This is a genomic window from Natronorubrum sediminis (assembly GCF_900108095.1).
Taxonomy (GTDB): domain Archaea; phylum Halobacteriota; class Halobacteria; order Halobacteriales; family Natrialbaceae; genus Natronorubrum; species Natronorubrum sediminis.
On record NZ_FNWL01000002.1, the window covers coordinates 491337 to 512390 of the forward strand.

Consider the following 21054-nt stretch of genomic DNA (forward strand, 5'->3'; position numbering starts at 1 on the left):
GAGCGTCTCGAGTCGTCAGGAGAGTTGCTTCGAAACCCACTCGAGGTTCGTCGCGATCACCGCGAGGGAAAGCGCACCGAGCGAGATGAGGATGAGGAACGTCGAGACGACGCTCACCATCGGATCCATCGCCTGCCGGAGTTCGGTCCAGGCCAGAACGGGGATCGTCTCGGTGCTGGATGTCGAGAGGAACAGCGCCATCACGAACTCCTGAAGGCTGATGATGAACGCGAGCAGGGCACCGACGAAGACGCCGTGTTTCACGTTCGGGAGCACGACGTGGACGAACGATTGGACGGGGCCGGCACCGAGGTCGTGAGCGGCGTCTAACTGTTGCCAGTCGAAACGGCTGAACACCGACCGCATCACGAAGTAGACCAGCGGCGTCGCCCAGAGGGTATGTGCGAGGATGATACTCGCGTACGAGCCCCGAAGGCCGACTTCGTTGAAGTAGATCAAGAGTGTGATGCCGAGGACGACGGGAGGGATCAACAACGGCACGAGAACCAGCGGTGCAACAACAGTCCCTAACAGGCCGTCGTCGAACTCCTGGCCGAACGCTCCGAGGACGCCCAGCGCGGTCGCGAGCACCGCGGTGCCGACCCCGACGAGGATGCTGTTGGTAAAGGCCTCGAGCCAGTTGATCCTGTTGAAGAACTCGCCGTACCAGACCAGCGAGAGGTTCTCGGGCGGGAACGCGATTCGGGCACCGTCCGAGAACGAGGTTGCGATGACGACTAACAGCGGCGTGACCATGAGCGCGAACAGCGCCACGTAGCCGGCGCGGAACGCGACGGTTTCGACGGTTTCTCTATGCAAGTTCGAACTCACCTCCGAATCGATTGAGGACGCCAAAGATCGCGGCGATGCAGAGTGACATCAGACCGAGCATGACGGCCGAGAGCGCGGCTGCGGTGGGGTAGCTCATATCGCTGAGCATCAACTGCTCGACGTAGATGGCGAACGTGATGTTGTTCGAAAGGAGTTCCGGCGCTGCGTACGCCCCGACGCTCCAGGCGAACGAGACCACCGCCGCCACGATGATTCCCGGCATCACTTGCGGCACGACGACCTCGAGGACCGATCGCGGCCGACTCGCCCCGAGGTCGCGGGCGGCCTCGACGACGTGCCAGTCGGTCGTCGCCATGACGCTGTAAATCGCCAGCACGGCGTACGGAAGGACGATGTAGAGCTGTGCGATGACGACGCCGACCGTGCTGTACAGGAGGCCGGCGGGTTGCAACAGCGGATCGAAGGCGTACGTCCGGATGACCAGCGTCGTTAGCAACGGGAGAACGACCGAAAACAGCAGGAGCGACTTCACGAGCCCGCTCGAGCGCCAGATCGCGTACGCGTAGAACAGCCCGATCGCGACGGAAAGCACCGTCACGACGGCACCGAGGAAAAACGAGTAGCCGACGATACTCCAGATCAGGTCGGTGGCGACGACCTGCTGGTAGGCCTCGAGCGACCACGTTCCGTCGGCGTACACCCCGTCGCTCGAGGGAGCGGCGAAGCTGATCCGCAACAGGATCGCGAACGGGATCACGAAGATCAGGAGTTCGAACACGATCAGCGGCGCCATGAGCAACAGCGCGCGACGCGACCCCGACTGGGTAGTCAGCCGGGACCAGGCGGAGCTAATCGGGTTCGACAGCGTCGACGTCGAGGTGGACGATATCTCCGTCATGGATTATAAAGCGGTACACGAACTCCGTCCGCGCGAAATGCGAGGACGTCTTCGCTGTTCCACTCGAGAGTCACGTCGTCGCCGGCCGACAGCGACCCCGAACTCGCGTTCGTTCGCTCGGCGAACACCGACGCGCCGTCGATCGACACGGAGTAGCGAACGGTCGAGCCGCGATAGATGACGTTCGCGATCGTTCCCGTGACGGCGTTGGTCGTGCTGCCGTCGGTGACCGCCCGCTGATCGGCAGGCGAAGTGGTATCAGCGCCGGGCGCTCCCCGGTCGATCGAGAGAATCTCCGGTCGAAGCGAGAGCGTGAGCTCGTCGTCGGCCTTGAGGCCGTGGTCGCTGCTGCTCGGAAGAACCAGTTCGGCACCGAGTTCGGTTTCGACGGCGACCGTCTCTCCCGGCGATTGTACAACCGTCGCGTCGACGAAGTTGGTGTCGCCGAGGAAGGCCTCGATGAACCGGTTCTTGGGGTTCTCGTAGACTTCGTCCGGATCGCCGACCTGGATCAGCTCGCCTTCGTTCATGATGCCGATACGGTCGGCGAGCGTGAACGCTTCGTCCTGGTCGTGGGTGACGTGGACGAACGTCTCCTCGAGGTCGTCGTGGATCTCACGAAGTTCGATCTGCATGTCTTCTCGGAGTCGTTTGTCGAGATTCGACAGCGGCTCGTCCAAGAGCAAGACATCCGGGTTGACGGCAAGCGAGCGCGCGAGCGCGACGCGCTGTTTCTGGCCGCCGCTCAGCGTCGTCGGATCCTCGTCGCCGTAGCCGCCCATCTGGACGCGCTCGAGCATCGCCTGGGCGCGCTCTCGGCGCTCGTCTTTCGACACGTCGCGCATCTTGAGCCCGAAGGCGACGTTCTCCAGGACCGTCTTGTGCGGGAACAGCGCCCAGTCCTGGAACACGGTCGACGTGTTTCGGTCGTAGGCCGGCTGATCGGTGACGTCCTCGCCGTCGAGTCGGATCGCGCCCTCGGTTGGCGTCTCGAGGCCGGCGAGCATTCGCAACGTCGTCGACTTGCCGCTACCGCTCGGTCCAAGCAGGCAGAGCAGTTCGCCGTCGTCGATCTCGACGGAGACGTCTTCGACGGCGGTGGTCTCTCCGTATCGTTTCTCGAGTCTCTGCAGGGTTATATCGGTCATGACTGTTGAAATGAAGTGAAATGGAAATCCGTGTGAGTTGTCTATGATGAGTGTTGCATACTGTCGAACGCCTCGGAGAGTTCGCCGTCGTAATCCGAGAGGTACTCCCAATCCGGGAACGCGACATTTCGAGCCTCCTCGTCGGTCGTCGGGAGGTCGTCCTCGAGTTCCTCGGGATACTCGATGTTCTCGTTGCTGAACATCATCGGGTGTGTTTCGGCCCACTCCGACTGGACCTCGGCGTCCAGCATGAAGTCGATGAACTCCTCGGCTTCGTCTTGCATGTCGGTGCCGCGGACGACACACCAGTTGTTGATCCACCCCGTCGTCTGCTCGGGCATCGTGTGGGTCAGTCCGTCTTCGTCGTCGATGTCGTAGGCCGTCTGGTCGTAGTACCACTGCGCGACGTCGATCGCCTCGTTGTCGAACGCCTGCCAGATGTCCTCGCCGGAACTGGCCCACTCGTCGACGCCCCACTCGTCGACGCCGTCGAGGATCTCCTCGTGATTGGTATCGTCGTACATCTCTTCTGCGTCGCCCTCCTCGCCCATCCCGAGCGCCGCGGCGTACATCGGGTACCACCAGAAGCCGGTGTCGATGCCGACGCCCTCGCTGTCGGCGACGGTGTCGCCGGAGAGGTCGGCCCACGTTTCGGGGTCGACATCGGCGTCCTCGCGGTGGATGATCGTACAGGGCGCGCCGTCGACTGGCATCCCGTACTCGGGGTCGCGAATCTCCGTAAAGAAGTCCATGATCTCATCTTCGTTGGAGATGTTGTCTCGGTCGATCGGCTCGAAGAGGTCGTCCTGACGGCCGTAGTAGTAGAAGTTGCCCTCCGCGACGGTCACGTCGAACGGCGGATCGTCCTCGGGGGCGTTTCGTATCTGCTCTAACACGCCGCCCCAGCCGCGTTCGATCTGGATCTCGGTGTCGTGGTCTGCCTCCCACTGACTCACCAGTCCATCTTCGAACCGGTCAGCGTAGTTCCCGCTCCAGACCATGACGCGGAGCCCCTCGTCCCCACCGAAGAGTTCCGCACATCCCGCCAGCGCGGTGGCCGAACCGACCGCCGTCGTCGATAACAGCCCTCGACGCGAGATCGCCGACGCGTCGGCGACTGATTCGGAACCTGTCTCGCTCGTCTCTGCAACCCCATCTGGGTCTGCAGCCATTGGTGATCCGGTTCTTCTTTGATGGCGACATAAAGACGTTGTGAACTCCGATGAAGTGGACAGACGACTGTCGTTGGTCGAGGCCGACTCGAGCGTTCGTCTCGGTTGACTCTCTCCCCAAACCAATCATGGATATGAGTCGGTCACTCCTCCGACACAGGCGTCAGTTCCATCGGTCCCGTCGGTTCCACAGTCATCTCCCATTCGCCTCCGTCCGAGACGTGCGCGCAGGCGACGAGCGGGACCCGGACCTCCGTCACACCGCCCGGACGTTCACTCGTCCCCCCACCCTCCCTCGTGGACGAGTTCGTCCACCTCGAGTCGCTCGCGCCACCCTTCGGTTTCGAGGACGGGCTTTTCGGGAAAGCCGCCCTCCGGATAGCCGATACAGAGGTACGCAATCGGGTCGATGTGAGCCGGGATTTCCAATACGTCCCGTACCTCTGCAGGATAGAGCACGCTCACCCATCCGACGCCCACCCCTTCCGCTCGAGCCGCAAGCCAGAGGTTCTGCACGGCGAGACACGTCGAGTAGACGTCCGTCTCTCGCATGGAACTCCGTCCGAGTACGTGGGGTTCCCCGCGCGTCGGATCGCAGGTGACGCAGATGTTGATCGGTGCCTCGCGGATGCCCTCGAGTTTCAACTGAGCAAACTCGGATCGACGCGGCTCCTCGTAGCCCTCTCGAGCGGCAGCGATCGCTCGCTCGGCAATCCCGGCGATTTCGGCTTTCGTCTCGTCCTCGCGGACGACGAGTAAGTCCCACGGCTGGGAGAAGCCGACGCTCGGAGCGTGATGAGCGGCCTGAATTAGGCGATCGAGAGCGTCCTCGGGCACCGGATCCGAGCGAAATCGCCGAATGTCCCGGCGCGCGTAAATTGCCTTGTAGAGCGCATCGCGTTCTGCATCGGTGAATGAAACCATTGTTTGTGAAGATCAAGTGCGGTTGGTTAAACCCGATGATCGGCGCGGACGGGAGCGTCGCTGGCGCGGAGGGACGCCTGCGTATAAAGGAGGCCTCGAGAATAGACGACGCGATTAATCGAATCTTCGTCGGTTACCCCGGCGCATCCGCCGGATCGACCACCTCGTCCGTCTCCGGGTAGACGCCGACTTGCTCACACAGATCACCCATCGGACAGGCGTCGGGATCCTCGAGACAGGCCGGTTTTCGGGCCGTGCAGTACTCGCGGCCGAATTGGATCGTCGCGGTGTGGGCGAAGCCACACTTTGGGGCGGGAACCTCGCGCTCGAGGACCTCCCTGACGGTTTCGTGATCCGCGTCGGCCGGCGCAATTCCGAGGCGGCGATAGATTCTGTGGACGTGCGTATCGACGGGAAAAATTCCGGGGCGGCCCCCCGCAAAGAGCAGGACACAGTCGGCAGTCTTCGGCCCGACGCCGCGGACGGAGAGGAGCGTGTCACGAACCGTCTCCGGTGCCTCGTCCGTGACGTACTCGTCGAAGGCGACGGCGGAGTCGAACTCCTCGAGCACCCACTCGGCCGTCTCAATGATAATTTTGGACTTCTGATTGTAGAGTCCCGCGGCGCTGATCGTTTCGGCGAGCTGGGAGCGTTCGGCAGTGGCGAGGGACTCTGCGAGGTCTCCCTCCCCGCCGTAGCGCTCGAGCAACGCGTCGTGGGCGGGCTGACTCGCTTTGTCGCTCGTATTCTGACTCAAGATCGTGCGGACGAGGCAGGTGAAGGCGTCCTGTCCGCCGTAGGTCTTCTGCCAGTAGCGTTCGCCTAATCGGTCGACGATTTCTTCCGCGCGAGTGTCCGCGCTCTCGGGGTCGAACTCGACGGCCACGCCGCCGCCAGCCGTACCGCCGCTGATGTTGACCGTCGGCTCGGGATCGTCGCTCATAGCGGTCCTTGGAGTCCACGAGACAAAACGACGACGGGCCCCGTTCTCCGCTCACTCGACGCTGATCGTCACCGTCGCCGCGGCACCGTCGGCCAGCGCGTCGACGAGGTCCCGATCGAAGCCCTCGGCTGCGAACTCGGCGTCGTTCACGATCGTTCGGTCGTCGACGTACTCGCTCGTCCGGCCGACGATACTTCGCTCGTTGGTCAACTCGAGGTCGGGATCGCCACGCCCCGTCACGGACTCCGCGTAGCCGTCAGCTTCGATCGTGATCGTGATCGTCGCGTTCGCGTCCCGGCAGGCGTCGACGAACTCCGGGTCGAAGTCGGTCGGCGCGCGGTCGGCGTCGATCGCGAGGATGCAGTCGCCCGCCGGCGTGAGATAGTCGTCCGTCGTGACCTCGAACGTGCTCGCGTGCTCGGCTGCAACGTGCTCGTGACCGCGAGCGTGGATGACTTCCTCGAGAGACATTGGATAGGACAGCGAACTCGCTACGGTCGGAAAACGGGTTCGAATTCACCCGAGGTAGGGGCGGCGGGGATGAGCTACTCGAAGTGTTCGGTCGACTCGGTGTCGATCCACTCGGTGTCCTCCCTGTTGGATGGCGGCCCGGTGAGGACGCTGACGACGACGAAGCAGACGAGGCTGATGGCCAGTCCGATGACGATCGGGAGGTCAGATCCGAATCCGTAGAGCACCATACTCCCCACGACGGCGACGTTACTGACGACGATCGAAGTGATCGCCCCCTGCCAGGTCGCTCCTTTCCAGAAGAACGCCCCGAAGATCGGAACGAAGATAGAGCCGACGAGCAGGTTGTACGCGAGCGTCAGCGCGTTGACGACGTCGCCGATCCAGACGGCCGTTGCAGTTGCACCCGCGCCGAGGACGAGGATCAACAGTCGAGAGATCATCGTATAGCGCTCGTCCGAGGCGTCGTCGTCGACGAAGCGCTTGTAGACGTCGTTCGTAAATAGGGTGCTCGAGGCGAGCAGCGCCGAGTCGGCGGTCGACATCATCGCGGAGATAAAGCCAGCGAGGATGAGTCCCGAGAGGCCGACGGGGATGACCTCGAGGACCATCATCGGGAGTGCAAGATCGGGGTTGTCGAGTCCCGGGAACAGGATCAGCGCGATCATGCCGAGCACTGCGGTTGCGATTCCGTAAAAAATCGCGTACGCCCCAGTCGCGATGTTTCCGATACGGGCCGTCTCTGGACTATCGGCCGTGAAGACGCGCTGCCAGATGTCCTGGCCGATCATGATCCCCAGACAGTACAGGAGGAAGTAGCTCACGACCGTAGAGACCCCAATTCCGGTGGGACTGAAGTACGAGGGCTCGAGTTCAGCACTTAGCCCCGAGACGCCGCCGACTTCGACGAGGCCGAGTGGCAGTGCCAGCAGGAAAATACCGAACGTCATGATGAACCACTGGACGAAGTCGGTGATCGTCACGGAGAGCATCCCACCGAGGGCAGTGTAGATGACGACGATGATGCCTGCGACGACGATCATTGGAGTCATCTCGATGCCGAAAAGCGCGTTGAGCGCTGTCGCAATCGCGATGATCTGCGTAATGGCGATCGTCAGCGCGTAGACGCCCGCGATTGCCGCGCCGACAGTGCCGGAGTACTGGTCGAAGCGACGCTCGAGAATGTCACCGATCGTGTAGGCCTCGAGATTCGCCAAATCGGTGGAGATGAGCACACCGATCGCCGCGACACCGACGCCGAGCCAGATGGTGAGCCAGGCACCGGAGACGCCGTGTTCGTAGCCGAGTCCGCCGCTGCCGATCGTCGATGCCCCGCCGAGAATAACCGCCGACATCACCGGAATGTACATCCAGAGTGGGATGTTTCGGCCCGCGACGAAGTAGTCGTCGAGCGATTCCGACTGTCGGTATCCCCAGTACCCGACGCCGACCATCGCCGCGAAATAGAGTGCGACGATCGAGCCGTCAATGAGTAGCTCTGTCATGGAAACATCATGCCACCTAATCCTATTTAGGAGTTTCGTGACTGGGTGGCTAGTACGGAACCCCAAAACTGCCGATACCGATCACGTGAAGCCCGTGTTCGCAGCAGATTCGAACTCGCTCCGAGCCGTTAGGCCGGCGAGCGTTTCGAACGACGTCAGTAACGATCGTTCGACGAGTATCGAGAGGGCGATTTCACCCGCGCCGTACGTGAGCGAGGCGAAATCCCACGACGGCGTCTCGAGCGGGAACGGTCCGCTCGCTCGTGGCCGCCGGAGGTCGAGTATGCCACCGAGGCGATCTCGAACCGCATCCGAAATATCGCGCGTCTCCTCGTAGCGAACGAGTGGGATTTCGCGGTTGTCGACGACTAAAAGGGCCGAATCCTCCCCATCGAGAAGCCGGTTCGTGGTCGTCCGACCGGCCTCGAGTAACAGGGACACGACGTCCATCGTAGATTGCTTTCCGCTGATCGCGTCGGTGTAGCGAACGATGGTCCCGCCGTTTCGCGCGTCGGCGTGAGAGGCGGTGGACGCGGGACTCCCCGTTGCGTCTGGATCGGGATGGAACTCCGCGAGCCCCGCCGTCTTGAGATCAGTTTTGATCCCGCGAGCGAGTAAGACGCCGTCGAGCGTGAGACTCGAGGGGACGAACAGTCGGTACTCGTCGCCAGCCTGCTCGATCGCTACCGGAACCGGTCCGACCGGCGTCTCGCTGAGTGCAGCGAGTGCCTCGAGTGCGTCGTCGATGTGGTCGTCCGGAACGATCGCTCGCGAGGCGATCACCTCGCCGGTATCGTCGAAGGGGTCGTACGTGACCTGGCTCGTTAACGTCGCGATTCGTGCGCGCACCTGTTCGCGCCGACCGTGAATATCGCCACGCGTCAGTTCCGCTCGGCCCTCGTTCGTTAGTCGACGTCCCTTCCCGGGAACCTTCTCCGTTAGCCCGCGTTCGTCGAGATCAGAGAGCGCGAGACGAACGGTTCGTCCTTTGATCGAGTATCCCCGCTGTTGCATGGACTCTACCAGTCGAATGCTGCCGATCGGCTCGCGGTCGGCGATGAGACGCAAGAGATCGTACGATCGACGATCGAGAGAGTCAGCCATTGGTGAGTACTGTCCAGTCCTGGGAAATAAACGTACCCCACACTTTTGGTGGTGCACCCCAAAGATGGTGGCAATACCTTTCCACCATGTCGGAACAGACATCACGGTCGAACGAGGCAGTAACGAACCAGTACGACGCGTATCTCACGCCGATCTGGAAGAACCTCAACGTGCCCATCAAACGCGCGTCGGGCGAAACGCTCGAGGATTTCGAGGGCAACGAGTATCTCGACGCGTTCTCGGGCATTTCGGTGACGAACGTCGGGCACAACAACGAAGCCGTCGTCGAGGCGGCGAAAGATCAACTCGACGAGTTCGTCCACGGCTGTTCGTACGTCCACCCCAACGCCCCCGTCGGTGAACTCGCCGAACGCCTCGCAACGGAAACGCCGGGGGACCTCACCAAGTCCTTCTTCTGTAACTCCGGCACCGAAGCCGTCGAGGGTGCGATCAAATTGGCACGGAAGTACACCGGTAGCACCGAAGTGCTGGCCCTCGAGATGGGGTTCCACGGTCGCACCCTCGGGAGCCTCGCGCTGACCGGCAACAAGGCCTACAAGAACGGCATGGCACCGACGATAAACGACGTGTCCCACGTCGAGCCACCATACGGCTATCGCTGTCCCTCCTGTGAGGGCGAGACGTGTACGGCTGCGTGCGCCGAGAACGTCGAACGGGTCATTGGCACCCACACGGCAGACGACCTCGCAGCCATCGTCGTCGAACCCGTCATGGGCGAAGGGGGCATCATCGTCCCGCCGGAGGGCTGGCTCGAGCGCGTCCAGGAAATCGCTCACGAGCACGACGCGCTGTTGATCGCCGACGAGGTCCAGACCGGCTACGGTCGAACGGGCGAACTCTGGGCCGTCGATCACTTCGACGTCGTCCCGGACATTATCACCCAGGCGAAAGGAATTGCCAACGGCCTCCCACTGGGCGCGTTCACCGCCCGTGAGGAGATCGCAGACGCCTTCGAGTCGGGAGACCACCTCTCGACCTTCGGCGGGAACCCAGTCGCCTGTGCGGCCGCGCTGGCGACACTCGACGAACTCCAGGACGGGATCGTCGACAACGCACGCGAACAGGGCGCGTGGCTCGAGGACGAACTCGCAGCCCTGGAGTCCGAGTTCGACGTCGTCGGTGACACGCGCGGGCTCGGGTTGATGTACGGGCTCGAGATCGTCGATCCGTCCACCGACGGGCCACGAGGCGTTGCCCCCGCACCAGACGCGACGTTGGCGAAGTCCGTCGCAGCCGATCTCCGCGAGGAAGGTATCGTCATCGGCGTCGGCGGCTACTACTCGAACGTCATTCGCCTACAACCGCCGTTGACCATCGACCGGGACCAACTCGAGCGGATCGTCGCGGCGCTTCGCTCGGCGCTCGAGTCGGAGGTGGGTCGATGAGCGAGCAGTCGCCTGCGGCGGCGTTTCGCGAGCAGACGACGGGATCGGACGTCGAACTGGCCTACGCGGGACACAACACGTTCCTGAAAGGCGACCCCCGAAGCGTCGACGATCTCGACGACGTCGACGCGGCGGTACTCGGCGCGCCCTACGACGGTGCGGTCAGCAACCGCCCGGGTGCGAGATACGGACCCGAAGCGATTCGACGGGCCAGCGCCTGGTGGGCGTACCTCTCGGGGTACAAAGGCGGCCTGACGAACATGGACAGCGGAGAGCAAGTCGACTTCTCCCAGTTCGCCGTCGCGGACTGCGGCGACGTGCCGATCTTCCCGATGGATCGAGAGACGACGGCCGAGAGCATTACTGCTCACGTCGCGACGGCGGCCGAACAGGCGTTTCCCGTGTTGCTCGGCGGCGATCACTACTGTACGTACCCCTCAGTGCGAGGGTTCGCGGAAGGAATCGACGCCGACAGCATCGGATTCGTCCAGATCGACGCGCACACGGATACCGTTAGTGAGAGCGCCATCTTTGGCGAGCACTTCCACGGCTCGCCGACCCACCACATCGCCGACTCCGAGTACGCGGAGTACGAGAACGTGAGCCACGTCGGCATTCGTGGCTACGAGAGCCCCGCTTTCTTCGAGTTCGCCGACGAGTCCGGGCTGAACCTCTTTACGATGGCCGACGTTCGCGAGCGGGGAATCCGTTCGGTCGTCACCGACGCAATCGACGCGGCCGCAGACGGCGTCGACGCCGTTTACGTCACCTTCGACATCGACGGCGTCGATCCGGCCGTCGCACCCGGCACTGGAACCCCCGTCCCTGGCGGACTCTCCGCCAGAGAAGCGCTCACCGTGATGGACATCCTCGGCGCTCGAGACAGCGTCGGGGCGGTCGACCTGATGGAAGTCGCGCCGACGTACGACCCGACCGAGGGCACCCAGCGACTCGCGGCGTACCTCCTCGTGCGATTCCTCGAGCAAAAATTCGCCAGCGCGTAACCGCTTTCGCGTCCGTTATTTCGCCCCTCCAAGGAAAACAAATCGACGCGCTCGTTTTCGTTCGTTCGACCGTCGACGATCGAGTGACGCTTAGATCAGGCTCGCTCCGTCGAAATCGCCGCGACTGTACTCGACGTCCATGAGGTCGAGGATAGTCGGCGTGATATCGAAGAGGTCGGCGTCGCCGATCGTCGCGTCAGGATGATCGATGTACAGCGAGGTGTCGTCGAAACTGTGCATGCCGTTTCGCGGTCCCGTCGTGAAGACGTCCGAATCGGCCTTGAAGCCGGACTTGAGGTCGAAGCCGTTGTTCGGAATCGCGACGAGATCCGGCGCGATGTCGTCGTGGTCGCCCCGGAACGCCGCTTCCTTCTCGACGACGCGGTCGACGACCGGGTTGCCATTCGGCCCCTCGAGTGCCTCGAGGTCGGCTTTGAGTTCGTCGCGGACGTCGTCGTACTCGTCTTCGGAGACGCTGCCACGTGGTTCGCGACCCTCGAGATTGATGTAGAACCGCCCGGGGATGAACGAGTAGGCCGTCGTCTCGTCGGCGATGTCGCCCAGTTCCTGTGGCTCGTCGGTGCCAAAGGAGAGCCACCCTTCCTCCCGAAGCCACTCGTTGAAGTGGACCTCGTAGTCGAGGCTCGTAAAGCCGTGATCGGAGGCGACGATCATCGTCACGTCCTCGGGCAAGGCCTCGCGCAATCGACCGATGTAGTCGTCGACCTTTTGGTAGAACTCGACAAAGTCGTCCTTGTACTCTCCGTCGCGTTCGTAGTCCTTGAAGAGGAAGTGGTTGACCCGGTCGGTCGTCATGAAGACGCCGAAGAACAGATCCCAGTCGTCTTCTTCGATGTAGTGTTCGAACGCCTCGAAGCGCGCGTCGAGGGTCTCGTGAGCGTCCTCGATGAAGGCTTCCTTGTCCGCCTCGTGACCGAGTTTCGGGTTGACGTCGATACGGTAGTCGAGCGACTCGAGGTAGTCGCGAACGTCGTCCGGATACGCTGCCTTCTCGAGGTCGGGCGAGAGAAAGCCCGAGACCATCCGCTGGACGTTTCGTTGCGGTGGGAACGTGACGGGGACGTTCATCACCGTCGCCCGCCGTCCCTCCTCCTGGACGCGATCCCAGACGCGATCGGCCTGGACCTCGTTGCCCATCGGAACGTACGTATCGTAGGTGCCGACCTCTCGATCCTGAAAGCCGTAGACGCCTGTTTCACCCGGATTCTTGCCGGTGGTCAACGATGGCCAGCAGGCGCTGGATTCGGGTGGGACGATACTCGATATTTCGCCGGCCGTCCCGTCGTTGGCGATCGCAGCGACGTTTGGAAACAGCTCTTCGTTCTCCGAGAGGAGACTGTACGGCACGCCGTCGATCCCAATAAATGCGACTCGAGGCGTTTCATCGCCCCGCAATCGGTCGAACAGACCCATGGGCGGACGTAGTTCAACCGGATACAAGAAGGTTCGTTTCGGAACACTGTATTGAGAAGGGATGGCACTCGTTGACGTGACGCGATCACCGAGCGCTCGAGTTGCTGAGTTCTGGTGAGAGGGGTTGGGATCGGAGCGGGGCGGGGTCGAAATCGTCGGACGGCGAGTCTGGGTCGGAACCGTCGCTCGGAGCGTCGCGAATTACTCCTCGCGGTCGTCGGATTCTGGAGGCTCGAAGTTCGTCGGAACGACCGTCAGGTGTGCCATTCCAACGCCGGATTTGGCCGCGTCGTCTGCTGGAGCGGACGATCGGGCGGACGAGTTGGTTGCTGCCATAACGAGTCGTGTTTCGGTCGCAGCGGGGATAAAATTACCCATGCTCATAATGCATGAGTCACGCCGGTGGAGATAACTCTCGAGAATCGGCGCTGATCGATACCGCGGACAAATATCGAAAACGGACGCGCCGTGAGTCGAGTTTGGTATTAGGAGAAGTTCTCTTCGTAGAGGTCCTGTGCGTGTTCGATCGCGTCGTAGGCGGCCTGTTTGTCCTCCCAACCGAGGGTTTCGACTTCCTTGCCCTCCTCTAAGTTCTTGTAGGTCGCGAAGAACTCGTCGATCTCGTCGAGTTGCTGTTGGGTGATGTCGTCGAGGTCTTCGATGTGGTCATAGCGTGGATCCTCGCTCGGAACGGCGATGACCTTGTCGTCTTGCTCACCGTCGTCGTCCATCTTCATTAGGGCGACGGGACGGGCTTCGATGACGCAGCCGGGGAACGTTTGATCCTCGACGAGCACGAGCACGTCGAAGGGATCCTCGTCGTCGTAGTACGACTGCGGGATGAAGCCGTAATCACTCGGATAGTGAACGTTGCTGTGAAGCACCCGATCGAGGACGACGCCCGGCACGTCCTTGTCGTACTCGTACTTGTTTCGCTCACCCTTGAGACACTCGACGACGGCGTAGATCTCTTCGGGCGGGTTCGGTCCGGTCTCGAGGTCTTCCCAGAGGTTGACCATGTACTGCACTCTCCGCGGTCGATCAAAAAGTACTTTCGTAATCGAGTGTCATATCTTAACTGAAGGTCATCGGACACCGACAAGACAACACCCCGACGAGATCCACCAGTAGTCGGCGACGCAAACCCGATCAGCGGCCGTTAGATCGGTACTGATGAAGGAATAGTTGGCAAGTCTTAAATAGTCTGATGACATTACCACAGGTATGTCAGAGGCACAATCAATTACCGGCGAACAGAGCATTGCACGCGAACTTACTGCGTTCCAGAACAACATCCTCATCATTCTCGCCAAAGAGCCGATGTACGGCCTGGCGATCAAACGCGAACTCGAGGACTACTACGGAACGGAAGTAAATCACGGACGACTCTACCCGAACCTCGACGAACTCGTCGACCTCGGTCTCATCGAAAAGAGCGAACTCGACAAACGAACGAATCAGTACTCGCTCACTGACGACGGCTACGACGCCGTCCTCGACGGCGTTCAGTGGTCGCTCTCGAAAATCGTCACCGGCGACGACCGAGCGGCCGAGGTCGAAGAAATCGTCCAGAACAGCTACTAATCGCGCGGTCAATTCCACCAGAATTTCACCGATCGTGCGGGTCCGGGGTCGATTCCCCAACCTGTTCGTACACGTACTCGAGTGACTTCTCGAGTGCCTCCCGTTGTCGTTCGGACGGCCAGACGTTTCGCACGAAGTACTCCGTCCGAAACTCCTCGAGTTCCTCGTTGGTGAGGTCCTCGATCCGTTTTGCGTAGTGGTTGCCGACAAAATCCGCGAGCGAAGCGACGTTGTCGCCGTGAACGTCGCCGTGCGCCGCTCGAATCTGCTCGACGAGCGCCCGGTTGTGAGCGTTGACCGCGTCCCAATCGTCGGGGTCTCTCGTCCCTTCGAGCGGGAGTTCAACGGCACGGGACGTATCGTCGATTCGGTCGGTCCGGATGACGTTTTCCTCGTCGTCGTGCCACTCGTCCGGATGCAAGACCAACACGTCCTCACCGTCGTCTTCGCGAATCCGCGACGTGAAGTCGTGCTCGGCGAGGAGTGTCGCTCGTCGAGTCGCGTGTGCTTGCGCTTCGCCGTCGTCGCCGACGGAACGCTCGAGTCGCGCGAGTCGCTCCGCCTCATCGACGACGTCAACCGGAAGCTCCGCGTCCTCGCCTGGGTCGGCGTCTCCTTCCCGGTCGTCCTTGTCTCGATGCGTCGCGACATCGGATAGAGAATCTGCAGGGATCTCGCTCGAATCGGTCATACCAGTCGGTACGCACTCGAGCGGTTTTGGTGTGCTGGTCTGGATTTCGTGGGACAGTTGCAGACGACTCTCGTCTCAGCGGTCGTCGAGGGCTTCGTTAGCCAACTCGTCTGCGCGATCATTGACCTCGCGTGGAACGTGCTCGAGGGTCCACTCGTCGAACGAGGTGAGGAGTTCGTGGACCGTGACGCGTTTCTCGCGGAGTTCAGGGTTGTTCGTATTGTACTCGCCGCGAACCTGCTTGACGATCAGTTCTGAGTCACCGCGCACGTGAATTTCGTCGTAGCCGTACTCGCGAGCGGCCTCGAGCCCCTCGATCAGCGCTTCGTACTCGGCTTGGTTGTTCGTCGCGGTACCGATCCGTTCGCCGCCCTCGGCGACGATACCGTCTCCCGTCACGATGAGCCAGCCCGTCGCCGCAGGACCGGGATTGCCACGACAAGCGCCGTCGAAGTAGACGTGTGCGCGACCGCCTCCCTCGCGCAGGATGGCCTCGAGATCCCGTGGGCGGTCGCCCTGAATCACGACCTTGTCGTCGTAGGCCACGGCTGTCGCGCCACCTCGACTCGCTCGCCACCGTTCGTGATCCGTGTTTCCGGACTCGACCGACACACCTGCGTCCTCGAGTCGTTCTCGAGCCGTCTCGACGTCGCACTCGATAACCGGCATTCGTAGCTGTTCTCGTCGAGAGCCGGATAAATGCTTTCCGGTTCCGAATCGTAAACCTCGCACCTGAGTGCCTCTATTGCCCCATATCGGCATAATTTCGACAACCGGCAAAAGCGGTTACCGAGGATTTATATACCTTGGTGATACTACTATAAAAGTGCGATGACACGGTCCACCCGCCAGCGGGAGCGAATGCGTGAGACGGACGAGACCGAAGACCAGGAGGGGGTTCGTGCGTGCCCCGAGTGTGAATCGGATAATCTCGTTAAGGACTCCGACCGGGGTGAGCTCATCTGTGAAGACTGTGGGCTCGTCGTGGAGGAAGAAAAGATCGATCCTGGACCCGAGTGGCGTGCGTTCAACCATCAGGAACGCCAGGAGAAGTCTCGTGTCGGTGCGCCGACGACACAGACGATGCACGACAAGGGGCTGACGACGACGATCGACTGGAAGGACAAAGACGCCTACGGTCGCTCTATCTCGTCCAAAAAACGCAGTCAGATGCACCGACTGCGCAAGTGGCAAGAACGCATCCGAACCAAAGACGCCGGCGAACGAAACCTGCAGTTCGCACTCAGCGAAATCGACCGAATGGCATCCGCACTGGGTGTCCCACGGTCCGTCCGTGAGGTCGCGTCGGTCATCTATCGACGTGCGCTCAAAGAAGACCTCATCCGTGGACGATCCATCGAAGGTGTCGCGACCTCTGCGCTGTACGCTGCCTGTCGAAAGGAAGGCATCCCGCGGAGCTTAGAGGAAATTTCGGAAGTCTCACGCGTCGAACGAAAGGAGATCGGTCGTACGTATCGGTACATCTCACAGGAACTCGGCCTCGAGATGCGCCCCGTCGACCCGAAAAAGTACGTCCCGCGCTTTTGTTCTGAACTCGAACTGTCCGAAGAAGTCCAGACCAAGGCCAACGAAATCATCGAGAAAACGGCCGAGGAAGGACTCCTCTCGGGCAAGTCACCGACCGGCTACGCTGCCGCCGCGATTTACGCTGCGTCGTTGCTCTGCAACGAGAAGAAAACGCAACGTGAAGTCGCCGACGTCGCCCAGGTCACTGAAGTGACGATCCGAAATCGGTATCAAGAGCAGATCGAAGCGATGGGAATTCACGGCTAAGTACACGCACAATTCGCTATTTTTGACGATGTCGCCCCCTCGAGAGATGCTACTGCCGTCAATGAGCACGTAGTCTCGAGGGAGACGACGTATCCGCACTGCAACGTCCGTATCCGTATCTCGCGCTCGTCGCAATCCCCGTCCGTGAAGGTGCCGGCAGATCGACCTCAGCACCACCGAGCACTGACTCCTATGGACTGCTGTCACGAGTTACCAGCGCAACCACAGGACGGGTCGCGATTGCGCCGGAACTGACTGACAGCAGTTCGTATTACGGACGCGAGTTCGCACTATCCGACCAAGACGGTACGCAGGTCGCTCTCGCGTTCACGTTCGGCACCCGAAAAATCGTAGTTTGGAGGGCAATACGTCCGATTGAGGGTCTCGAGGCTGTGGACGATTATGATTCGTCCTCGTCCTCGTCCTCATCCTCATCCTCTGGATCGTCTTCGTCTTCAGGGTCCTCCTCGTCCTCGGGATCTTCTTCGTCCTCATCTTCGGCTTCAGGGTCTTCTTCATCCTCAGGATCTTCTTCGTCGTCCATCGGATCGTCTTCCTCGTCTTCAGGATCCTCTTCATCCTCCGGATCCTCTTCATCTTCGGGATCTTCCTCGTCTTCAGGATCCTCCTCGTCCATCGGATCGTCTTCCTCGTCTTCAGGATCGTCCTCGGCAGGATCGTCCTCAGGGTCTTCTTCTGGATCTTCACCGTTGTCGTTACATCCAGCGATAGCTGCGAAGCTCACTGCGCCACTCAGCGCGAGCAGTCGTCTGCGTGTTAATCGATCCGTCATTATCCCACTCGAGACTGGGTCGGTGACGGTCAAGAGAATTCGCAGCCTAGTATCAGATTCCAATGCACAACCGGCTGTTACATCGGGAACGTCATTTCGTGAGTTCAACGACAGTGGCATACCGTTTCGCTCGTCCTCGAGACGACTAAGCGGCTGTAGGCGTACGAACGAAACCCACAGCCCGGACGGCCGAACAAAGTTGATGAAAACAAACAATTACTCGACGCCGTCCGGTTCGATTCGGTTTTACTACGGATTGATTCTGGCGCGATACGGGGCGAAACACGTACTGAATCGTTATTCGTCCTTTCCGACGCTGATTACTTGTAAGAGCGAATAAATTGGCACGCCCTCTAATTCCTCGAGTCCCTGTTTGTCAGCGAGGACGACACACGCCAGTGGCTCACCACCCTCTGCGCGAATTGCTTCGATCGTCTCGCGCATGGTCGTGCCGCTGGTGATGGTGTCGTCGACGATGTAGCACTCTCGGTCGCGAATGCTCGCGAAGTTCCGGCTGAACGTCCCGCCGAGATCCTCGATGTCACCTTCCTCCCACTGGTGTTTCGCCGGCGTGTACGTCGCCAGATCGGTCTCGAGTTCGCGCGCGATCAGCGTCGCGATTGGGCCACCTGCCTTCTCGATTCCGATCGTGAGGTCGACGTCCTTGCCGTGTTTGAGGAGCAGATCGGCCATCGCCTCCGCGATCGCCCCCATTCGTTTACTATCTCGACCGATGGCGGACCAATCGACGTGAATGTCCTGTGGGCCACTAGCGGGACTGGCGGTTGCTTCTTGTCCCGACTGATTCGATTGCTGAGTCGTCGCGCCGCTTCGTTCGACGAGCCAACTCGCCGTCTCCCGCGAGACGTTCAGTTCGTCCGCAATTTCACCCTTCGAGAGGCCACGAGCGGCGAGCTCGGCGGCACTCTCGATCAAGTCGTCGACGTTTTTCATATACTCGCAAATTCGAGCGCCGTTTTTATAGTCGTGTCGTCGTTCACCGACGAATCGGAAAACCCCGTCCGCTCGAGCAGTCGGGCACCGACCTGTCTCCACCTGAAAACGATTATCTGCCTGCTCCTCGCTGCTAGGATCATGGAACGGTACGATCTCGTCTACCAGCTCTACGACGAGTACGACACGGGAACGTTGCGGGAGTATCAGGCGTTCGTCGACGTGTTTCCGGCCGTCGACTCCCGGGTCGCCCTCGAGCACTGGCAGGACGCGAACGAGGAACTCGAGCGACGGAAGAACGAGATCCGGGCCGATTTCGCGGCCGGAGAGACGTTCGCCGAAATCGCCTCACGTGCCTCTCGCGATCAGGCGTTTACGGCGCTCGATCTCGAGGCGAAGTACGGCCGCGCGGTGAACGTGCTCGTCCTCGACGTCGACGAGACGCTTCGGTCGGCTGGTGGCACGGACAACGAAATCCCACGCGATACGTTGCACGTACTGACCGAATTTCACGAAGCCGGCGTGCCGATCGTCATCTGTACGGGCCAGACCTTAGAGAACGTCAAGGGGTTCGCGATTCAGGGATTAGGGAGCGAAATCGTTCACTCGGGGGAACTCTCGATCGTCTACGAGGCTGGGACGGGAGTGTTCACGCCCGGCCACGGCGAAGCGACGAAGCAACTGCTCTACGAGGAACTCGACGAGACGATTCGAAACGTGTTCGACGACATCCGCTCGCGGGTGTTGCCCGAGGCTCCGGGAGATCTGCGACGTGGCTGTCATCTGCAGGGCAACGAGTTCAACGTCACGATGAAGCCGAACTACGAAACCGGCTCGAGCAAGGTCAGAGAGACCATCGACACAGCATTGGTCTACCTCATCGACTTGCTCGCAGACGCCGTCGGAACCCATCTCGGGGATGATATCGAAAGCGAGGAAACGGTGGTCGACTGGACGCGGGCGTTCTACGCCGCGCAGGATCCCGAGATCAGAGCGGTTCTCGAGAGCGAAGGCGGATACCCCGACCTCGATGCTGATGAGCTACCCGCCACGCTCGAGTCGGTCTTAGAGCGGATCGACGTGGCCTACTACGAAGCTGACGCGGCCGAGATCGGGAGCCTCGAATTGAACAAGGTCGTCGGTGTCGAACGATCGCTCGACGTGCTCGGTGTCGACGACCCGTTTTCACTCGTGATGGGGGACTCGAAGAGCGATCTACGCGTCATGCGGTGGGTCGACGAAAACGACGCAGGAATCTCAGCAGCCCCCGAACACGCCTCACAGGACACGCTCGAGCACGTCCTCGAGACGGACGAACTCGTCTTCGATCGCGGAAAGAGCGTCGACGTGTTGCGGACGGTGTACGCGCTCAATCGGTTGGCTCGACTCGGCTAATTCTGGACTCCGGGTACTCCTCGAAGAGACCGATTTCGTGAGTTCCATCGCTCGTGATGGGCTGTGGTAAACGGCCGGAACACACAGGCCAGCACATCAACCGATACGAGGCAGTACGGGGTGATACCACGAGCCACGTGGGTGTGTCACGGTCACGGAGTGTCTGATACTATGCGCAGAATAGAGTCCCAACCCTCACCCGACGACGGTCGAATGATGTTCAAACTGGGCGCAGGTCCGCCGATCGATCGATCAGTGTTCTCCGATCGACCTCAGTGGCAGTTGCGTCGATCGAGAGATCGGTATCGACCGAGTTCGAGTCTCCTTCCGGACGTGATCGACCGATGACGACGATCGCAGAACTCTCGCTCGGTGCCGACGAGTTCGCGCTCGGCGAGACGTTGGCACAATTGCCAGACGTGTCGATTTCCGTCGAAAGCGTCGTCGCCGAAGGACCGACGCGCACAATGCCACTCGTCTGGTTCTCGAACGTCGAACGAGAGGAACTCGAGGCGACGCTCGAGGCCGACGAGACGGTCGACGATTACCAACGGTTGCTCGAGGCGACCGAGGGTGGGGACTGGTTCTATCGGCTGGAATACGCAGAGGGCGTCGGCTCCGTCTGCTGTGCAGTCTACGAGAACGGGGGGACGGTTCTCGACGCACAGGTAACGGACGGCCAGTGGACGCTCCGACTACTCTTTCTTCACCGAGTGGAACTTTCGGAGACCGTCTCCGCGATGGAAGATCGAGGTGTGCGCGTCGATGTCCGTCGGATGGTCGAAGCCGGACAGGACGACGACCTCGAGACGACGGCAGCACTCACGGATCCACAACAGGAGGCGATTGCCGAAGCCTACCGCCAGGGCTACTACGACGTGCCGCGCAAGATTTCGCTCGAGGAACTGGCGAGTGAACTCGGGATCTCCCATCAGGCGCTCTCCGAACGGCTTCGTCGTGCGAATCGCGTGCTCGCGAGCGAACAACTCGAGAATCCGACGGGTGAACTAGCGACGGAGTAGCCATCCGACGCAGCCACGGC

At 61.1% G+C, this 21054-nt stretch carries 22 protein-coding genes; 6 read left to right on the forward strand and 16 right to left on the reverse strand.

The genetic code is table 11. The annotated features are described in order from the left end of the window. Positions 1-15 precede the first annotated feature (15 nt). The 9 genes from BLW62_RS09685 to BLW62_RS09725 all read right to left on the reverse strand — a co-directional run bounded on the left by BLW62_RS09685 (position 16) and on the right by BLW62_RS09725 (position 8957). Positions 16-819 (reverse strand): ABC transporter permease, encoded by an 804-nt coding sequence (locus BLW62_RS09685; RefSeq protein WP_090507563.1) that lies wholly within the window; start codon positions 817-819, stop codon positions 16-18. Continuing rightward, entirely contained in the window at positions 812-1690 is an 879-nt protein-coding gene (locus tag BLW62_RS09690; RefSeq protein WP_090506869.1) for an ABC transporter permease, read from the reverse strand. Before BLW62_RS09690 ends, BLW62_RS09685 begins: the two co-directional genes overlap by 8 nt. Beyond that, on the reverse strand, positions 1687-2838 hold the full coding sequence (locus tag BLW62_RS09695) for an ABC transporter ATP-binding protein (protein WP_090506870.1): 1152 nt from the start codon (positions 2836-2838) through the stop codon (positions 1687-1689). The genes BLW62_RS09690 and BLW62_RS09695 overlap by 4 nt, the downstream gene beginning before the upstream one ends. 41 nt (positions 2839-2879) lie before the next feature. Next, entirely contained in the window at positions 2880-4010 is a 1131-nt protein-coding gene (locus BLW62_RS09700; protein ID WP_090506871.1) for an ABC transporter substrate-binding protein, read from the reverse strand. 273 nt (positions 4011-4283) lie between these two features. After that, positions 4284-4934, reverse strand: a complete 651-nt coding sequence (bluB, locus tag BLW62_RS09705) for a 5,6-dimethylbenzimidazole synthase (RefSeq protein ID WP_090506872.1) — start codon at positions 4932-4934, stop codon at positions 4284-4286. A 133-nt stretch (positions 4935-5067) separates the two neighbouring features. Continuing rightward, entirely contained in the window at positions 5068-5877 is an 810-nt protein-coding gene (locus BLW62_RS09710) for an endonuclease III domain-containing protein (protein WP_090506873.1), read from the reverse strand. A 51-nt stretch (positions 5878-5928) separates the two neighbouring features. Next, the gene (locus BLW62_RS09715) at positions 5929-6348 is read right to left on the reverse strand and encodes a DUF371 domain-containing protein (RefSeq protein ID WP_090506874.1); all 420 of its coding nucleotides are present in this window, start codon (positions 6346-6348) and stop codon (positions 5929-5931) included. Between the two features lie 74 nt (positions 6349-6422). Then, positions 6423-7853 (reverse strand): sodium:solute symporter family protein, encoded by a 1431-nt coding sequence (locus BLW62_RS09720; RefSeq protein ID WP_090506875.1) that lies wholly within the window; start codon positions 7851-7853, stop codon positions 6423-6425. Between the two features lie 81 nt (positions 7854-7934). Beyond that, positions 7935-8957, reverse strand: a complete 1023-nt coding sequence (locus tag BLW62_RS09725) for an NrpR regulatory domain-containing protein (protein ID WP_090506876.1) — start codon at positions 8955-8957, stop codon at positions 7935-7937. An 86-nt stretch (positions 8958-9043) separates the two neighbouring features. On the opposite strand from BLW62_RS09725, the gene BLW62_RS09730 reads away from it, so the two are divergent. After that, positions 9044-10363, forward strand: a complete 1320-nt coding sequence (locus tag BLW62_RS09730; protein WP_090506877.1) for an aspartate aminotransferase family protein — start codon at positions 9044-9046, stop codon at positions 10361-10363. Further along, positions 10360-11367, forward strand: coding sequence for an agmatinase family protein (locus BLW62_RS09735; RefSeq protein WP_090506878.1), 1008 nt, complete (start codon positions 10360-10362; stop codon positions 11365-11367). Before BLW62_RS09730 ends, BLW62_RS09735 begins: the two co-directional genes overlap by 4 nt. Positions 11368-11457: 90 nt before the next feature. Here the strand turns inward: BLW62_RS09735 and BLW62_RS09740 are convergent, their stop codons facing one another. From BLW62_RS09740 to BLW62_RS09750, 3 genes are all read right to left on the reverse strand, one after another. Next, the gene (locus tag BLW62_RS09740; RefSeq protein ID WP_090506879.1) at positions 11458-12801 is read right to left on the reverse strand and encodes an alkaline phosphatase family protein; all 1344 of its coding nucleotides are present in this window, start codon (positions 12799-12801) and stop codon (positions 11458-11460) included. 201 nt (positions 12802-13002) lie between these two features. Next, on the reverse strand, positions 13003-13137 hold the full coding sequence (locus BLW62_RS19100) for a hypothetical protein (RefSeq protein WP_257787639.1): 135 nt from the start codon (positions 13135-13137) through the stop codon (positions 13003-13005). Positions 13138-13286: 149 nt separating this feature from the next. Beyond that, entirely contained in the window at positions 13287-13820 is a 534-nt protein-coding gene (locus tag BLW62_RS09750) for an inorganic diphosphatase (RefSeq protein WP_090506881.1), read from the reverse strand. Positions 13821-14025: 205 nt separating this feature from the next. On the opposite strand from BLW62_RS09750, the gene BLW62_RS09755 reads away from it, so the two are divergent. Continuing rightward, positions 14026-14385, forward strand: coding sequence for a PadR family transcriptional regulator (locus BLW62_RS09755; RefSeq protein WP_090506882.1), 360 nt, complete (start codon positions 14026-14028; stop codon positions 14383-14385). A gap of 25 nt (positions 14386-14410) precedes the next feature. Here BLW62_RS09755 and BLW62_RS09760 read toward each other — a convergent pair whose 3' ends face one another. Beyond that, positions 14411-15076 (reverse strand): DUF7108 family protein, encoded by a 666-nt coding sequence (locus BLW62_RS09760; RefSeq protein WP_090506883.1) that lies wholly within the window; start codon positions 15074-15076, stop codon positions 14411-14413. Between the two features lie 75 nt (positions 15077-15151). Continuing rightward, the gene (rnhA, locus tag BLW62_RS09765) at positions 15152-15745 is read right to left on the reverse strand and encodes a ribonuclease HI (RefSeq protein ID WP_090506884.1); all 594 of its coding nucleotides are present in this window, start codon (positions 15743-15745) and stop codon (positions 15152-15154) included. Between the two features lie 162 nt (positions 15746-15907). Here rnhA and BLW62_RS09770 point away from each other — a divergent pair, with 162 nt between their 5' ends. Further along, entirely contained in the window at positions 15908-16870 is a 963-nt protein-coding gene (locus BLW62_RS09770) for a transcription initiation factor IIB (protein ID WP_076582376.1), read from the forward strand. Between the two features lie 400 nt (positions 16871-17270). Here BLW62_RS09770 and BLW62_RS18690 read toward each other — a convergent pair whose 3' ends face one another. Both BLW62_RS18690 and gfcR read right to left on the reverse strand, forming a co-directional pair. Continuing rightward, positions 17271-17663 carry a hypothetical protein gene (locus BLW62_RS18690; protein ID WP_175459727.1) on the reverse strand — a complete coding sequence of 131 codons (393 nt, stop codon included), beginning with the start codon at positions 17661-17663 and terminating at the stop codon, positions 17271-17273. 297 nt (positions 17664-17960) lie between these two features. Continuing rightward, positions 17961-18617: a transcriptional regulator GfcR gene (gene gfcR / locus BLW62_RS09780; protein ID WP_090506885.1), complete on the reverse strand. Its 657-nt coding sequence runs from the start codon at positions 18615-18617 to the stop codon at positions 17961-17963. A 141-nt stretch (positions 18618-18758) separates the two neighbouring features. Between gfcR and BLW62_RS09785 the strand changes: the two genes are divergently transcribed. Beyond that, complete coding sequence (locus tag BLW62_RS09785; protein WP_090506886.1) at positions 18759-20012, forward strand: HAD family hydrolase; 1254 nt, start codon at positions 18759-18761, stop codon at positions 20010-20012. A 344-nt stretch (positions 20013-20356) separates the two neighbouring features. Further along, positions 20357-21034, forward strand: a complete 678-nt coding sequence (locus tag BLW62_RS09790; RefSeq protein ID WP_090506887.1) for a helix-turn-helix domain-containing protein — start codon at positions 20357-20359, stop codon at positions 21032-21034. The last annotated feature ends 20 nt before the right edge of the window (positions 21035-21054 follow it).

What these genes read in the sequence shown, in the direction of transcription:
- BLW62_RS09690 (WP_090506869.1), bottom strand. Translation starts at nt 1,690, where the DNA reads ATGACGGAGATATCGTCCACCTCGACGTCGACGCTGTCGAACCCGATT.
- BLW62_RS09695 (WP_090506870.1), bottom strand. Translation starts at nt 2,838, where the DNA reads ATGACCGATATAACCCTGCAGAGACTCGAGAAACGATACGGAGAGACC.
- BLW62_RS09700 (WP_090506871.1), bottom strand. Translation starts at nt 4,010, where the DNA reads ATGGCTGCAGACCCAGATGGGGTTGCAGAGACGAGCGAGACAGGTTCC.
- bluB (WP_090506872.1), bottom strand. Translation starts at nt 4,934, where the DNA reads ATGGTTTCATTCACCGATGCAGAACGCGATGCGCTCTACAAGGCAATT.
- BLW62_RS09710 (WP_090506873.1), bottom strand. Translation starts at nt 5,877, where the DNA reads ATGAGCGACGATCCCGAGCCGACGGTCAACATCAGCGGCGGTACGGCT.
- BLW62_RS09715 (WP_090506874.1), bottom strand. Translation starts at nt 6,348, where the DNA reads ATGTCTCTCGAGGAAGTCATCCACGCTCGCGGTCACGAGCACGTTGCA.
- BLW62_RS09720 (WP_090506875.1), bottom strand. Translation starts at nt 7,853, where the DNA reads ATGACAGAGCTACTCATTGACGGCTCGATCGTCGCACTCTATTTCGCG.
- BLW62_RS09725 (WP_090506876.1), bottom strand. Translation starts at nt 8,957, where the DNA reads ATGGCTGACTCTCTCGATCGTCGATCGTACGATCTCTTGCGTCTCATC.
- BLW62_RS09730 (WP_090506877.1), top strand. Translation starts at nt 9,044, where the DNA reads ATGTCGGAACAGACATCACGGTCGAACGAGGCAGTAACGAACCAGTAC.
- BLW62_RS09735 (WP_090506878.1), top strand. Translation starts at nt 10,360, where the DNA reads ATGAGCGAGCAGTCGCCTGCGGCGGCGTTTCGCGAGCAGACGACGGGA.
- BLW62_RS09740 (WP_090506879.1), bottom strand. Translation starts at nt 12,801, where the DNA reads ATGGGTCTGTTCGACCGATTGCGGGGCGATGAAACGCCTCGAGTCGCA.
- BLW62_RS19100 (WP_257787639.1), bottom strand. Translation starts at nt 13,137, where the DNA reads ATGGCAGCAACCAACTCGTCCGCCCGATCGTCCGCTCCAGCAGACGAC.
- BLW62_RS09750 (WP_090506881.1), bottom strand. Translation starts at nt 13,820, where the DNA reads ATGGTCAACCTCTGGGAAGACCTCGAGACCGGACCGAACCCGCCCGAA.
- BLW62_RS09755 (WP_090506882.1), top strand. Translation starts at nt 14,026, where the DNA reads ATGTCAGAGGCACAATCAATTACCGGCGAACAGAGCATTGCACGCGAA.
- BLW62_RS09760 (WP_090506883.1), bottom strand. Translation starts at nt 15,076, where the DNA reads ATGACCGATTCGAGCGAGATCCCTGCAGATTCTCTATCCGATGTCGCG.
- rnhA (WP_090506884.1), bottom strand. Translation starts at nt 15,745, where the DNA reads ATGCCGGTTATCGAGTGCGACGTCGAGACGGCTCGAGAACGACTCGAG.
- BLW62_RS09770 (WP_076582376.1), top strand. Translation starts at nt 15,908, where the DNA reads ATGACACGGTCCACCCGCCAGCGGGAGCGAATGCGTGAGACGGACGAG.
- BLW62_RS18690 (WP_175459727.1), bottom strand. Translation starts at nt 17,663, where the DNA reads ATGACGGATCGATTAACACGCAGACGACTGCTCGCGCTGAGTGGCGCA.
- gfcR (WP_090506885.1), bottom strand. Translation starts at nt 18,617, where the DNA reads ATGAAAAACGTCGACGACTTGATCGAGAGTGCCGCCGAGCTCGCCGCT.
- BLW62_RS09785 (WP_090506886.1), top strand. Translation starts at nt 18,759, where the DNA reads ATGGAACGGTACGATCTCGTCTACCAGCTCTACGACGAGTACGACACG.
- BLW62_RS09790 (WP_090506887.1), top strand. Translation starts at nt 20,357, where the DNA reads ATGACGACGATCGCAGAACTCTCGCTCGGTGCCGACGAGTTCGCGCTC.